At 65.0% G+C, this 13,851-nt stretch carries 12 protein-coding genes; 3 read left to right on the top strand and 9 right to left on the bottom strand.

The genetic code is table 11. From position 1 onward, the window contains the following. Positions 1-263: 263 nt before the first annotated feature. Positions 264-1,343, bottom strand: a complete 1,080-nt coding sequence (locus HWE17_RS00340; RefSeq protein WP_176387371.1) for an alginate lyase family protein — start codon at positions 1,341-1,343, stop codon at positions 264-266. Beyond that, positions 1,340-2,347: a gamma-glutamyl-gamma-aminobutyrate hydrolase family protein gene (locus HWE17_RS00335; protein ID WP_176387370.1), complete on the bottom strand. Its 1,008-nt coding sequence runs from the start codon at positions 2,345-2,347 to the stop codon at positions 1,340-1,342. The genes HWE17_RS00340 and HWE17_RS00335 overlap by 4 nt, the downstream gene beginning before the upstream one ends. Positions 2,348-2,566: 219 nt before the next feature. On the opposite strand from HWE17_RS00335, the gene HWE17_RS00330 reads away from it, so the two are divergent. The 3 genes from HWE17_RS00330 to HWE17_RS00320 are packed head-to-tail and all read left to right on the top strand — an operon-like array spanning position 2,567 to position 4,420. Continuing rightward, on the top strand, positions 2,567-2,866 hold the full coding sequence (locus HWE17_RS00330; RefSeq protein WP_255206064.1) for a hypothetical protein: 300 nt from the start codon (positions 2,567-2,569) through the stop codon (positions 2,864-2,866). After that, positions 2,863-3,900 (top strand): 4-hydroxy-tetrahydrodipicolinate synthase, encoded by a 1,038-nt coding sequence (gene dapA, locus HWE17_RS00325; RefSeq protein ID WP_176387369.1) that lies wholly within the window; start codon positions 2,863-2,865, stop codon positions 3,898-3,900. Before HWE17_RS00330 ends, dapA begins: the two co-directional genes overlap by 4 nt. A 10-nt stretch (positions 3,901-3,910) precedes the next feature. Further along, on the top strand, positions 3,911-4,420 hold the full coding sequence (locus HWE17_RS00320; protein ID WP_255206063.1) for a cobyrinic acid ac-diamide synthase: 510 nt from the start codon (positions 3,911-3,913) through the stop codon (positions 4,418-4,420). Between the two features lie 52 nt (positions 4,421-4,472). Here HWE17_RS00320 and HWE17_RS00315 read toward each other — a convergent pair whose 3' ends face one another. From HWE17_RS00315 to kdpF, 7 genes are all read right to left on the bottom strand, one after another. Next, positions 4,473-5,219: a TorF family putative porin gene (locus tag HWE17_RS00315; RefSeq protein WP_176387367.1), complete on the bottom strand. Its 747-nt coding sequence runs from the start codon at positions 5,217-5,219 to the stop codon at positions 4,473-4,475. A gap of 144 nt (positions 5,220-5,363) precedes the next feature. Next, positions 5,364-6,062, bottom strand: a complete 699-nt coding sequence (gene kdpE, locus HWE17_RS00310) for a two-component system response regulator KdpE (protein WP_176387366.1) — start codon at positions 6,060-6,062, stop codon at positions 5,364-5,366. Then, positions 6,059-8,806: a DUF4118 domain-containing protein gene (locus tag HWE17_RS00305; protein WP_176387365.1), complete on the bottom strand. Its 2,748-nt coding sequence runs from the start codon at positions 8,804-8,806 to the stop codon at positions 6,059-6,061. The genes kdpE and HWE17_RS00305 overlap by 4 nt, the downstream gene beginning before the upstream one ends. Positions 8,807-8,968: 162 nt before the next feature. Beyond that, the gene (gene kdpC, locus HWE17_RS00300) at positions 8,969-9,544 is read right to left on the bottom strand and encodes a potassium-transporting ATPase subunit KdpC (protein ID WP_176387364.1); all 576 of its coding nucleotides are present in this window, start codon (positions 9,542-9,544) and stop codon (positions 8,969-8,971) included. A gap of 10 nt (positions 9,545-9,554) precedes the next feature. Further along, complete coding sequence (gene kdpB, locus HWE17_RS00295) at positions 9,555-11,639, bottom strand: potassium-transporting ATPase subunit KdpB (protein ID WP_176387363.1); 2,085 nt, start codon at positions 11,637-11,639, stop codon at positions 9,555-9,557. 9 nt (positions 11,640-11,648) lie between these two features. Beyond that, positions 11,649-13,454, bottom strand: coding sequence for a potassium-transporting ATPase subunit KdpA (kdpA, locus tag HWE17_RS00290; protein WP_176387362.1), 1,806 nt, complete (start codon positions 13,452-13,454; stop codon positions 11,649-11,651). Beyond that, on the bottom strand, positions 13,454-13,543 hold the full coding sequence (kdpF, locus tag HWE17_RS00285; protein WP_034746483.1) for a K(+)-transporting ATPase subunit F: 90 nt from the start codon (positions 13,541-13,543) through the stop codon (positions 13,454-13,456). Before kdpF ends, kdpA begins: the two co-directional genes overlap by 1 nt. Positions 13,544-13,851: the final 308 nt, after the last annotated feature.

Raw genomic sequence — 13,851 nt, 5'->3', positions numbered from 1 at the left:
AGTGTAATCCGACTGGCGCCGCCAACAATGTTGTCGGATTACGGTCCTTCGGGCCTAATCCGACCTACCCGCTTTTACCCCGACAACGCATGATACTGATGTTGATCAGCCTGGGACCGTAGGTCGGATTAGCGGCATAGCCGCGTAATCCGACAACATTGCGAGCGCGGGATAAAAAATACATGACGGGCCTGGGTCGGTTCCAGACGGGCTTTTACGGCGAACCGCGCAATGTCATGCTGACCGTGCGCACGAAGTTTTAATCAGCTTCCATACAGCGCCAGCGCCCAGGCTGGCGGGCGCAAGTCCAGGGCCAGCGACAGGTAAGCGGGATCGAAGCGCGCCGCCAGCAGGTACACATTGGCGGCGCCCTTCGGCTCCCAATTCCCCGTAAAGCCCTTTTCGCCGGCCGCCACGCGCTTGCGGTCGAAGGGCACGGCGCTTTTGGCGAATTCCTCGTGCGTCTTTTTTCCCTGCGCATATGGCGCCAGCCAGGCCAGCGCCTCGGCAAGGCGCCGCGCTTCCGGCGCGCCATACCAGTCGTCGCCATGCGCCTGCGCCATCAAAGCCGTGGTCAGCAGCGGCTCCAGGCTGTAGGTGGTGTAATGCAGGGCGTCGCGCTGCTCGAAGTCGAAGGGCACGCCGCCGGCGCCGATATTGCGCGGCACGTGCGCCAGGAAGCGCTCCTTCGCGCGCGCGATCAGCAAGGCGTCGCCCGTGACATACGCGGCGGCCGTGCCGATCTTGATGCGGTGGCTATGCCAGTTGTTGCGCGCCGTGGACGGGCCGCCCACCTTGATGGGATCACTCAGATACCCTTGTGCCAGGGTGCAGCAAAACGCCTGTACCTGCTCGCGCTCGACGCCGTTCAAGCGCTCCTGTACCAGGTCAAAGCCCATCAGCAGGCTGGCCAGCTCCGTCTCGTCGACGGGGCTGAACGAGGGTGCATAGCCGCCGCTCCAGGCCAGCAGCAGCTGGCGCGCCGCCTCGAAATGCGCCATCTCGCCCGACAGCCGCCAGGCCAGCGCCTGCAAGCGCGCCTGGCGCCAGTCTTCCTGCGCCTGCTGACTGGTCTCGCGCCCGCCCTCTCCCTTCAGCAAGCCGCCCGTGCGCACTTCGGCCATCAGATGCACGGGCCGCGCCGCATCCTTGCGCGCCGCCTTGAGCACTTGTTCCGCAATGGCCGGCGCCACCCGCGCCTTGAGCGTGCGGGCACGTGCAGCAGACGTCAGCGCAAACGCCAGCGGCCCCTCATGCGGGCGCGGCGCCGCGCGCAAGCCCGCCAGGGGCAGCGCCAGCAGGCCGGCCAGCAGCGTGCGCCGGCGGATCAGATGCGTACTCAAAACCGCGTCTCCCGCGCCGCGCGCAAGAAATTATCGAGGATGGGCGTGCAATCGAGCAGCTCGACGCCGCCCGCCGAATGGAATTCCGGATGCCACTGCAAGCCCATGACGAAACGCGCCCGCTGATAGCGGATGGCTTCGACGATATTGTCCCCTTGCGAATACGCTTCCACGGTGACGTCGCGCCCCAGGTCCTTGACCGACTGGTGGTGGATGGAATTGACGAGCGCCTCGCCCGCCTTCGGGAACATGCCCGCCAGCGACGAGCCTTTCGGGAAGACGATGGTGTGACGGTGACGGTCATACAGGTCGTTGACGTGCGAGGTGGCGCCTTCCACGTCCGAGGCGATGTCCTGGTACAGGGTGCCGCCAAAGCCCACGTTGATCAGTTGACAGCCGCGGCATATACCCAGCACGGGTTTGCCCGCGTCGACGAATTCGTGCAGCAGTTCCAGTTCGTACAGGTCGCGCGCGCGGTCACCGTTCCATTCGGGCCGCGTGGCGGCCTCGGAATACGTCTGCGGCGAGACGTCGGCGCCGCCCTGCAGCACCAGGCCATCGAGGTGGCGCGCGTAGTGGCGCAGGGTGATGTTACTCGGGTGTAGCTGGCCGCTGGTATTGACGGTCGGGATCATGAACACCAGCACGTCGCGCGACATGACCCACTGCGCGATCGACTCTTCCAGGTATTGCAGGTTCTTGCTGCGCAGGCCAATGGCGCCAGGCTCGGGGTGGAAAATGCGCGCCGAGATGCCGATGCGCAGGGTGCGCCGCATGAAATCGCGGCTGGCCTTGTCGCGCATGGAACGGTAGCGCGACGAGATAACCCGCCAGGCCAGCGCCAGCGGCGTGTCGTTATCCTTCAGGTAGCGGGGGGCGGCGTCGCGCGCGCGGTGCTCGTCATCGGGCGCCCGGCGGCCCACCCGGTCGGGCCGCGCCGGTGCTGGCTCTGGTGGCGCTGGATCGGTGGACGGGGGCTGCTGGGGATCTTTTTCGTCTGACATGGCGGGGCTGACTGAAAGCGGAGAACGGTTTCAATATAAACCCCTGCCTCCGAAAGCACGATTCAATTTTGTAACAAAAGCATACCTGCGGGGCATCCACGCAACACGCCGGCGGCAAACGCATACGATCCGTTTACGCCGGCGGCCCCGCTTTTTAGAGAATCTTTACGCCCCCGCTGCTAATCTTGAACGTACCTCAACCACCGCTGCAAAGCCACCATGGAACCCCATTCACGCCTGTCCGCACATCACGCACTGCCCCACCGCCACACCCGTCTGCCCACCTTCCTCATGCACATCACGGTCGATAAAGCCTGTCTGGCCGAGCTGCGCCAGCTGGTCGTCAGGACGTGCGGCGGCATGCTGTCGTTCATGCGCGTCGAGGCGGTCGACCATGCCGAACGCATGAAAGTGTGGCTGTGCGTGACGGAACCTGCCCTGCGCCTGACCATGGACGCCGTCATGCGCCTGCTGCCAGCGGCGGAATTTGGCCGCATCAGCCAGGGGAAATCGCTATGAACCAGTATGCCTGCGACCACGCGATGTCGTCGATGCGCATCACCGCGCACTTCCAGGGCATCTGGGTGCCGATGGTCACGCCCTTCCATGATGGCGATGGCGACATCGACTTCGGCGCGGCCCAGCAGCTCGCGTGCGAGCTGGCCGCCAGCGGCATCGATGGCCTGGTGGTGTGCGGCACCACGGGCGAAGCGGCCATGCTGAGCGCCGCCGAACAGACCATGTTGTTAGATAGCGTGCTCGAAGCCGTCGACCCCCGCTTCCCCGTCGTGATGGGGATAGGCGGCAGCGATACGCGCAGCGTCGTCTCCGCCGTGCAGCGCTACAACGACCACCCGCTGGCCGGCCTGCTGGTCTCCGCTCCCGCCTATGTGCGCCCTTCGCAGGACGGCATCGCGCGCCACTTCCAGGCCATCGCCGCCGCCACCGACCAATCCATCGTGCTGTACAACGTGCCGGCCCGCACGGGCGTCAATATCGAACCGCAGACGGCGGCGCTGCTGGCGCGCGACTCGCACTTCGTCGCCATCAAGGAAGCGGGCGGCAAGCTGCAGCAGCTGGGCGAACTGCTACTCGACACGCGCCTGGACGTCTTGTGCGGCGACGATGCGCTGCTGCTGGCCAGCCTGTCCATGGGCGGCCACGGCGCCATGTCGGCCGCCGCCCAGGTGCGTCCCGACCTGTATGCGCAGCTGTACCACCTGGTCAAACAGGGCCGCCACGGCGCCGCCGGCGCCCTGTTCAAGACCATGCTGCCCGTCATCCGCCTGCTGTTTGCCGAACCGAATCCCGCTCCCGTCAAGGCGGCGCTGGCCATGCAGGGCAAGCTGCGCAACGCCTTGCGCCTGCCGATGACACCGATGTCGGCCGCCGGCCAGGCCGCCCTGGCCGCGACGCTCGAACCCCTGCTGGCACTGCCCGCATGGACAGCCAGCGACAGGGATGCGCCGCGCGAAGGCTGTCTGCTGCAGCTGGTCTCCCCTGCCAACATCATGCCAGCCGTGCGCCAAGATGATCATCGCCATCACGGATGAACGCGGGGGAATGGAGAAATCCATCCTGGCCGGGCGGCTGGCCGCTTCGCGCGCGCTGGCCGGACGCAAAGTATTGCTGCTCGATGCCGATCCGCGCCTGGGCGCCATGGCGCAGGCCAGGAATATGCACGACGGCGCCATGCACGGCAGCCTGACGCGGCCGCGCCTGATGGCGCGCGCCATCAGCGCCAAGGGCTTGCAACCGGAGCTCGAACACCTGGTGCACTGCTACCATGACATCGTCATCGACAGCGAGGGCCGCGACTCCATGGGCAGCCGTTCGGCCCTGATCGCCGCGCGCGTACTGGTGGTGCCGCTCGACGGTGTCGTCGACGCCACTGCGCAATCAGGGCTGGCGCGCCGCATCGCGCACGCGCGCAGCGTCAACCCCGAGCAGCGCGTCCTGCTGGCAACGGACACCCAGGCGGCACCCGCCCATGCCCTGGCCACGCAGATTCCGGCCGCCCGCGTGGTCAGCCTGGGACAGCTGTATTGCGCCGTTTTCAACCTGCGCTCTTAAACGCTAAAAAGGCGGCGCATGCGCCGCCTCTCCTCTCCGTCAACTCAATCCATTAAAACGTCTTGCTGACCGTCAGCTGCAGCGCCGTCTTGCCCATGAATTTGCCATTCACGGGCGACGCATAGGCCGACTTGCCCGCGTTCGTGCCGATCACGGCCAGCGCGCCTGTCACGACGCCGAAATCGCGCGTGACGCCCACTTTCCAGTCCGTATAGCTCGATGCATCATTGTTTTTCACCTTCTGGTGGCCCGCGTGCAGGTTGCCGGTCCAGCCGTTCGTCAGGTCGATCGTCGCGCCGATATCGAGGTAGCCGCTGTTCTTGCTATTGACGATGCCGAACAGGTTCGAGACGGCATGCGAATACTTGATATAAGCGGGGCCATACGACAGCTGGCCGTAGACTTCCTGCGTATCCGCGTTGGCCAGGCCGATATTCTTCAAGCCGTTGTCCGCATACACATACGCCAGCACGCCGACGTCATAGCCAACGTCGCTGGTCAACTGGCCGCGCTTGCCCGCATACAGGTCCACTTCCACGTCGCCGCTGCCGCCCGCATCCTTGGTCCACTTGATGGTGGAAGCCCAGGCGCCCGCGTACAGGCCCGTCGGGTTGTTGACGTAGTCGGCGCCGCCCTGCAGCGCCGGTTTCAAGCGCGTTTGCGAGATCCCGCGGTAGCGGTAGTCGGATACGCCGGCCACGTTGAAGCTGACGTCATTATCGGGCTTGGCCTCGTCCGCGTGGGCCAGGCTGCCCGTAAAAGCAGTGGCGACGGCAAGTGCAAGTAGCATTTTGTTCATGGTTGTTCTTCTTCATGGGTGGTATGGGCCTTTGCCAACATGGCGCAGCTGGCCCGCCGCTGCAAAAAATCGCTGCAAAAATTTTAAGTAAAGCGTCCCCCTGGCGCGCGCAGCGCCTGTTTCAAACGGGGGAAAAGAATCGGTTTAGAGCGGCAGCAGCAAGCGGTAGCCGACGGCCGTTTCCGTCAGCAAGTACTGCGGCTGGGCCGGATCGGCTTCCAGCTTCTGGCGCAGATGGCCCATGTAGATGCGCAGGTAGTGGCCGTTTTCGCTGTTCGACGGCCCCCACACTTCGCGCAGCAGCTGCGGATTGGTGACCACCCTGCCCGCGTTTTTCACGAGCACGGACAACAAACGAAATTCCGTCGGCGTCATGTGCACCAGCTGCTTGTTGCGCGTGACCAGCCGGTCCTTCAGATCGACGCGCACGTCGCCGAACTGCACCACGCCATCATCGCTGGCGGTGGGCTGGCGCTGGCGGCGCAGGGTGGCGCGCACGCGGGCCAGCAATTCGCCCACGCCAAACGGCTTGGTCAGATAGTCGTCGGCGCCCGCGTCGAGCGCGCGGATCTTGTCCTGCTCGTCGACCCGCGCCGACAGCACGATGATGGGCACGGCCGACCATTTGCGGATGTCGGCGATGAAGTCGATGCCGTCGCCATCGGGCAAGCCCAGGTCCAGCACGATCAGGTCGGGCCGGCGCGTGCCCGCATCGATCAGGCCCCGCTGCATGGTGGCGGACTCGAAAATCTGCCAGCCCTCGTCTTCCAGCGCGGCGCGCACGAAGCGGCGGATTTGCGGTTCATCCTCGACCAGCAAGGCGGTGGCGGAAGGTTCGTTCATGTTGGTTTTCCTGTTTCATGATCATTGGCGTCGTCGGGCTCGAGCTCCGGCGGCGCCGGGGGCGTGCCCAGCGGCAGGCTGAAGACGATGGCGGCGCCCTGTCCCGGCGCGTGCGGCGGTGCATGGATGGTGCCGCCGTGGGCTTCGACGATGGCGCGGCAGATGGCCAGCCCCAGTCCGACGCCCGGCTTGTTCGATTCGCGCTCGCCGCGCGTGAATTTTTCAAAGATGGCTTCTTCACGGCCGGGCGGCAAGCCCGGGCCGTTGTCAGACACCGTCACCTGCAAAAACTGGCCGTGCACCCCGGCCGCGACCGTGATGGTGCTGCCGGGCGGCGTGTACTTGGCCGCGTTTTCCAGCAGGTTGCACAGCACACGCTCGACCAGCACGGCGTCATAGCGCACCAGCGGCAAGTCCGGCGCCAGCTGCGTCAGCACGGCATGCTGCTGCAATTGCGGACCGCTGGCGCGCAGCGCGCTGCCCACCACTTCTTCCAGCGCCTGCCATTGCAGGTTCAGGCGCACCTGGCCGCTCTCGATGCGCGCCATGTCCAGCAAGTTCGCCACCAGGGCGCTCATACGCACGGTTTCGGACTGCAGCGAGCGCGCCATATCCAGCTGCGCGGGCGACAGCGCAGGCCGGGACAAGGCCAGCGATTCGGCCAGGCCCACCAGCGACGTCAAGGGCGTGCGCAAGTCGTGCGACAGGGCCGCCAGCAGCGAATTGCGCAGCCGTTCGGACTCCATCTGCAGCAGCGCGCCCTGGGCCACGTCGATGTAATGCACGCGTTCGAGGGCGATGGCCGCCAGGGCGGCAAAGGTATCGAGGTGCTGGCGCTGTTCCGGCACCAGCAGCCAGCGCCCCCGCTGCGCGCCCTCGAGCGGCAGCAGCGCCAGCACGCCGCGCGTGCGCATCGGCGCGATCAGCGGCAGGTAGAAAATGGGCGACGCCGGCAAGGTGTCGGTGCCCGTCCCAGCCGCCTGCGCATGGTCGAAGGCCCACTGCGCGATGCCGATATCGAGCGCCTCGCCGCCGTTCGGGGCCTGCAAGCTGCCCTCGTCGTCGGGCAGCAGCAAGGTGGCGCGCGCGCGGAAAGCCCGTTCGATGGCGCTTTTCGTGATGTCGAAAATCTGTTCCGTCTGCAGCACGCCGGACAGCTCGCGCGAAAATTCGTACAGGGCGCGGGCGCGTGCTTCGCGGTGCGAAGCCACGCGCGCCTGGAAGCGCAGGCCAGCCGTCAGGTGGCCCGTGATCAGGCCCACGGCCAGCATCACGCCAAACGTGATCACGTACTGGAAATCGCCCACGGCAAACGAAAAGCGCGGTGGCACGAAGACGAAATCAAAACAGGCCACGCCCACCAGGCTGGCCAGCGCCGCCGGCCCGCGCCCCAGGCGCACGGCCACCAGCACCACCGTCAGCAAGGACAGCATGGCGATATTGGCCAGGTCAAGATAAGGCTGCAAGGGGAGCAAGGCGAGGGCCGTGGCCAGGCTGGCGCCGGCGGCCAATATGTAACGCCAATGGCGCGAGGACCGGCGCGGCGCTTCCGCATCCTCGCCTGCCGCGCGCCGGGGCGCCGCATCGGCTGGCGGCAAGCCCACCTCGATCAAATCGATATCGGGCGCCAGGCTGGCCATGCGCGCGGCCGGGGGCGCCTGCCACAGGCGCGCCAGCACATTGAAGTTGGCATGGCCACGGCCCACGATGACTTTCGAGATATTCGCATTGCGCGCATAGTCGACCACGGCGCCGGCGATGTCGGCCGACGGCACAATGGCCGTGCGCGCACCCAGGTCCTGCGCCAGTTTCAAGGTTTTCAGGATGCGCTCGCGCTGGCCCGCCGGCAGACGCTGCAAACGCGGCGTTTCCACGTACAGCGCATGCCATTCCGCATTCAGCTGGCTGGCCAGGCGCGCCGTGCTGCGGATCACATGCTCGCCACCCGCATGCGGCCCCACGCAGGCCAGCAGCGCGGCGCCCGTCTTCCATACAGGGTTAATCGATTTTTCGACGCGGTAGGCTTGCACGTCGTCCTGCACCCGGTCCGCCGTGCGGCGCAAGGCCAGTTCGCGCAGCGCGATCAAATTCCCCTTGCGGAAAAAATGCTGCGACGCCCGCTCGGCCTGCTGCGGCTGATACACCTTGCCCTGCTTCAGGCGGCGCAGCAGTTCATCGGCGGGGATATCGACCAGCACCACTTCATCGGCGCGGTCGAACACCGTATCGGGCAAGGTTTCGGCCACGCGCACGCCGGTAATCCCCCCCACCACGTCGTTGAGGCTTTCCAGGTGCTGCACGTTGACGGTCGACAGCACGTCGATGCCGGCCGCCAGCAATTCCTCGACATCCTGCCAGCGCTTCGGATGGCGCGAACCGGCCACGTTCGAATGGGCCAGTTCATCCATCAGTATCAGCGGCGGCGCGCGCCGCAAGGCTTCGTCAAGATCGAATTCGTACAGGGTCTTGCCCCGGTACTCGATGGCCTTCAGGGGCAGCACGGGCAGCCCGTCAAGCTGGGCCGCCGTATCCTGGCGCCCATGCGTCTCCACCACGCCCACCAGCAAATCCTGGCCATCGGCCAGCAATTTGCGGGCGGCGGCCAGCATCGCATAGGTCTTGCCGACGCCGGCCGAAGCGCCAAAATAGATGCGCAGCCGGCCGCGCGCGGCTTTCTTTTCCTGCGCCTGCACTTGCGCCAGCAGGGCATCAGGGTCGGGGCGTTGGCTGTCGTTGGGGAGCATGTTGTATTTTAATCTTCTTGGGCTTTGTAGGTCGGATTAGCGCGCAAGCGCGTAATCCGACAACATCGTTGGCCTGGACAGTGGTGGTGTCGGCTTACGCTGCGCTAAGCCGACCTACGCCGACCCAGGCCGACGTTTGCTGACCTGCGCGCCGTTGCCAGCTTACTTTGCCATGGCATCGAGCGCCAGATTCAGTTCCAGCACATTCACGCGTGGTTCGCCGAAAAAGCCGATATACGCGGTTTTCTGCACCTTGGCGATGGCGTTTTCCACCTGCGCCAGCGGCACGGCGCGCACGCGGGCCACGCGCGGCGCCTGGTACAGGGCTGCCGCCAGGCTGATTTCCGGGTCCAGGCCGCTGCTCGACGCCGTCACCAGGTCGACGGGGATGGCGCGCGTATTGCCTGGGTCAGCCTCCTTCAGGGCGGCGATGCGCGCCTTGACGGCGTCCACCAGGGCCGGATTGGTCGGCCCTTGGTTCGAGCCGCCCGAGCCGGCGCCGTTATTGGCCATCGGCGCGGTGGCCGATGGACGGCCCCAGAAATATTTGGGCGAGGTGAAGGACTGGCCGATCAGGGTCGAGCCGACGGGTTTTCCGCCACGCTCGACGATGCTGCCGTTGACTTCATCGCTGAAAGCCAGCTGCCCGATGCCGGCCGTGGCAAACGGATAGACCACGCCGCAGATCACGGTCAGCGCGGCAAACAGGACCAGGGCGGGACGTACGATAGTGCTCATGATGGTTCCTTTAGACTAAATTGAGTGCGGACAGCAGCATGTCGATCAGCTTGATCCCGATGAAGGGCAGGATGATGCCGCCCAGGCCGTAGATCAGCAGATTGCGGCGCAACAGGCTGGCCGCGCCGATGGCCCGGTATTGCACGCCTTTGAGCGCCAGCGGAATGAGCACGACGATGATCAGGGCATTGAAGATCACGGCCGACATGATGGCCGACGCGGGGCTGGCCAGGTGCATGATGTCGAGCGCCTTCAGTTGCGGATACGTGCCCACGAAGGCGGCCGGGATGATGGCAAAGTACTTGGCGATGTCGTTCGAAATCGAGAACGTCGTCAGCGAGCCGCGCGTCATCAGCATCTGCTTGCCGATTTCAACGATTTCCAGCAGCTTGGTCGGGTTCGAATCCAGGTCGACCATATTGCCCGCCTCCTTTGCCGCCTGCGTGCCCGAGTTCATGGCCACGGCCACGTCGGCCTGCGCCAGCGCCGGGGCGTCGTTGGTGCCGTCGCCCGTCATCGCCACCAGGCGGCCTTCGGCCTGGTAGCTGCGGATCAGTTTCAGTTTGTCTTCCGGCGTCGCTTCGGCGAGGAAATCGTCCACGCCCGCCTCGGCGGCAATGGCCGCTGCCGTCAGCTTGTTGTCGCCCGTGATCATGACGGTCTTGATGCCCATGCGGCGCAGTTCCGCGAAGCGCTCCTTGATGCCGCCCTTGACGATATCCTTCAGCTCCACGGCGCCCATCACGCGGCCATCGTCGACCACCACCAGCGGCGTGCTGCCGCGGCGCGCGATGTCGTCGACGGCGCGCCCCACCTCGGCCGGATACGGCTGGCCCAGCGATTCCACATACTTTTTCATGGAATCGGCCGCGCCCTTGCGCAGCTGGCGTACCTGCTGCTCGCCAGGGATATCCACGCCGCTCATGCGCGTTTGCGCCGTGAAGGGCACGAAGGTGGCGTGCAGGCTGGCCATCTCGCGTTCGCGGATGTTGAACTTTTGCTTGGCCAGCACGACGATGCTGCGCCCTTCCGGCGTTTCATCGGCAAGCGAGGCCAGCTGCGCCGCATCGGCCAGCTGCTGCTCCGTCACGCCGGGGGCCGGCACGAAGCTCGACGCCTGGCGGTTGCCCAGGGTGATGGTGCCCGTTTTATCGAGCAGCAGCACGTCCACGTCGCCGGCCGCTTCCACGGCGCGGCCCGAGGTGGCGATCACATTGGCCTGCATCATGCGGCTCATGCCGGCCACGCCGATGGCGGACAACAGACCGCCGATGGTGGTCGGAATCAGGCACACGAGCAGCGCGATCAGCACGGTGATCGTCACCGGCGTGCCACTGCCGGCCGCCGCCACGGAAAACAGCGAATACGGCAGCAAGGTCACGGTGACGATCAGGAACACGATCGACAGGGCCACCAGTAAAATCGTCAGGGCGATTTCATTTGGCGTCTTCTGGCGCTTGGCGCCTTCGACCATGGCGATCATGCGGTCGATGAACGCTTCACCGGGGTTGACGGAAACGCGCACCAGCAGCCAGTCCGACAGCACGCGGGTGCCGCCCGTGACGGCGGAAAAGTCGCCACCCGATTCGCGGATGACGGGCGCCGATTCGCCCGTGATGGCGCTTTCGTCGACGGAAGCCACGCCGGCCGTCACTTCGCCATCGGCGGGAATCACGTCACCCGCCTCGACCAGCACCGTCATGCCCTTGCGCAGGTCGGTGGCCGGCGTGGGCAGCCAGGAAGTGCCGTATTTCGGCGTCTGCATTTTCTTTGCCATCACCGTTTGCTTGAGGGCGCGCAGCGAAGCCGCCTGGGCCTTGCTGCGGCCTTCGGCCAGCGCTTCGGCGAAATTCGCGAACAGCACGGTAAACCACAGCCACACGGCGACGGCGAGGATGAAGCCGAACGGCGCTTCGCCCTGGCCACCGCTGATCCCGGCCTGGGTCGCCAGCAGGCTCGTGATGATGCTGCCCACGTAGACGACGAACATCACGGGGCTGCGCCACTGCGTGCGGGGGTCGAGTTTTTTGAACGCATCGATGACGGCGGGGCCGATCAGTGCGGAATCGAACAAAGTCAGGCTTGTGCGTGACATGGTAGCCTCTTATTTGATGAAAAGTTGCAGGTGTTCGACGATCGGGCCCAGGGCCAGCGCGGGAACGTAATTCAATACGCCAACCAGCACGACGACGCCGATCAGCAAGCCGATGAACATGGGGCCGTGCGTGGGCATGGTGCCGGCATTGGCCGACAGGCGCTGTTTGGCCGCCAGCGAACCGGCCACCGCCAGCACGGGCACGATCACGCCGAAGCGGCCGAACCACATGGCGATCGCCAGCATCACGTTGTAGAACGGCGTGTTGGCGGACAGGCCGGCAAACGCGCTGCCGTTGTTGTTGGCGGCCGACGTGAAGGCGTAGAGGATTTCCGAGAAGCCGTGCGCGCCCGGATTGGCCACGCCGACCGTGCCCGGTTCGACCATCACGGCGATCGCCGTGCCCGTCAAGACCAGGGCTGGCGTAATCAGGATGGCCAGCGAGACCATCTTCATTTCATACGCCTGGATTTTCTTGCCCAGGTATTCAGGCGTGCGGCCTATCATCAGGCCGGCGATGAAGACGGCCAGGATAGCGAACATCAGCATGCCGTACAGACCCGTGCCCACGCCGCCGAAGACCACTTCGCCGAACTGCATCAGCAGCAGCGGCACCATGCCGCCCAGGGGCATGTAGGAGTCGTGCATGGAATTGACGGCGCCGCACGATGCCGCCGTCGTCACCGCCGCAAACAGGGTCGAGGAGCTGATGCCGAAGCGCGTTTCCTTGCCTTCCATATTGCCGCCCGATTGCAGGCTGCTGGCCTGCTGATCCACGCCCAGCGCTTGCAAGGCGGGATTGGCTTGCTGCTCGGCGCTCATCACGCCGGCCGTCATGACGACAAAGATCAGGCTCATGGCGGCCAGCACGGCCCAGCCCTGGCGCAGGTCGCCCACCATGCGGCCGAAGGTGAAGCACAGGCCGGCGGGAATGATGAAGATGGCCAGCATCTGCAGGAAGTTCGACAGCACGGTCGGATTTTCATACGGGTGCGAGGAATTGGCATTAAAGAAGCCGCCGCCATTCGTGCCCAACAGCTTGATCGATTCCTGCGACGCGACGGGGCCCATGGCGATCGTCTGCGTGGTCGCCACTTGCGCTTCCATCACGGGTTTGCCGGCGGTATCGAGCACGGGCTGGCCGTCGGCCGTCATTTTCGGCGTTTCATACGCCACGTGGTCGAGCAGGGTTACTTCCTTGTAGGCGGAAAAATTCTGGATCATGCCTTCGCCCATGAAGACGACGGACAGGGCCAGGGACAGCGGCAGCAGGATGTACAGGGTCGAGCGCACCAGGTCGACCCAGAAATTGCCGATCGATTTGCCCGAACGCGAAGCGAAGCCGCGCACCAGCGCGAAGATCACGGCGATGCCGGTGGCCGCCGAGAAGAAGTTCTGGCACGCCATGCCCAGCATCTGGGTCAGATAGCTCATGGTCTGTTCGCCGCCATAGCCCTGCCAGTTGGTATTGGCGACGAAGCTGACGGTGGTATTGAACGAGGAATCGGGGCTGACGGCGCCCAGGCCCTGTGGATTCAACGGTAAAAAGCCCTGCAGGCGCTGCAGGCCGTAGACGAAGACGGCGCCCACGGTATTGAAGACGATCAGGGCGATGGCATAGCTTTTCCAGCCCATGGCCTTGTCGGCGGGCAGGCCGGACCAGCGGTACAGCAGGTTTTCCAGCTTTTGCAGCCAGCCCAGGCCGCGCACGGGCGCATCGCCGGCCACCTTGGCCATGTACAGGCCCAGCGGATAGCCGGCGGCCAGCAGCACGGCCAGGAAAGCTACCAATAACAGTATCGATTGCGTCGTCATCACAGTTCCTCCGCCTTCAGCAGCGCTACCAGCAGGTACACGAGCAGGCCAGCCGAGACGACGGCGCCCAGCACATAAAACGCGTTCATTTGACGCTCCCTAATTTGTCGCAGGCGACGGCAAAGCCGGCCGCCACGACGAAAAACACGGCAATCAAGCCGAGATACACGAGATCCATTCCCACCCTCACACAGGTTTGTTTTGATAGTGAGCAGATTAGCCAAAAGGGTCTAAAAAATTCGTAAAGACTGGGGAGGTGCATGTAAACAAGATGTAAAAACGGGAGCTTTACCGCATAAAATCCATCACAATTGGCGCAAAACCACGCGCGCGGCGCACTGTTGTTGCCTTGGAGTAGCGCTATTGCTCACGGGACAAGATAGAATGCGCGAGCGTC

The organism is Janthinobacterium sp. BJB401 (assembly GCF_013372745.1).
In the GTDB taxonomy this organism is placed as follows: domain Bacteria; phylum Pseudomonadota; class Gammaproteobacteria; order Burkholderiales; family Burkholderiaceae_D; genus Janthinobacterium; species Janthinobacterium rivuli.
Note: the sequence above shows the minus strand (reverse complement) of the source record. Positions and strands in the feature narration are given on the sequence as shown.

Coding starts and splice junctions, on each gene's coding strand:
- HWE17_RS00320 (WP_255206063.1), top strand. CDS start 3,911: ATGGAGAAATCCATCCTGGCCGGGCGGCTGGCCGCTTCGCGCGCGCTG.
- HWE17_RS00335 (WP_176387370.1), bottom strand. CDS start 2,347: ATGTCAGACGAAAAAGATCCCCAGCAGCCCCCGTCCACCGATCCAGCG.
- kdpF (WP_034746483.1), bottom strand. CDS start 13,543: ATGAACGCGTTTTATGTGCTGGGCGCCGTCGTCTCGGCTGGCCTGCTC.
- HWE17_RS00315 (WP_176387367.1), bottom strand. CDS start 5,219: ATGAACAAAATGCTACTTGCACTTGCCGTCGCCACTGCTTTTACGGGC.
- dapA (WP_176387369.1), top strand. CDS start 2,863: ATGAACCAGTATGCCTGCGACCACGCGATGTCGTCGATGCGCATCACC.
- kdpA (WP_176387362.1), bottom strand. CDS start 13,454: ATGACGACGCAATCGATACTGTTATTGGTAGCTTTCCTGGCCGTGCTG.
- kdpB (WP_176387363.1), bottom strand. CDS start 11,639: ATGTCACGCACAAGCCTGACTTTGTTCGATTCCGCACTGATCGGCCCC.
- HWE17_RS00330 (WP_255206064.1), top strand. CDS start 2,567: ATGGAACCCCATTCACGCCTGTCCGCACATCACGCACTGCCCCACCGC.
- kdpC (WP_176387364.1), bottom strand. CDS start 9,544: ATGAGCACTATCGTACGTCCCGCCCTGGTCCTGTTTGCCGCGCTGACC.
- kdpE (WP_176387366.1), bottom strand. CDS start 6,062: ATGAACGAACCTTCCGCCACCGCCTTGCTGGTCGAGGATGAACCGCAA.
- HWE17_RS00305 (WP_176387365.1), bottom strand. CDS start 8,806: ATGCTCCCCAACGACAGCCAACGCCCCGACCCTGATGCCCTGCTGGCG.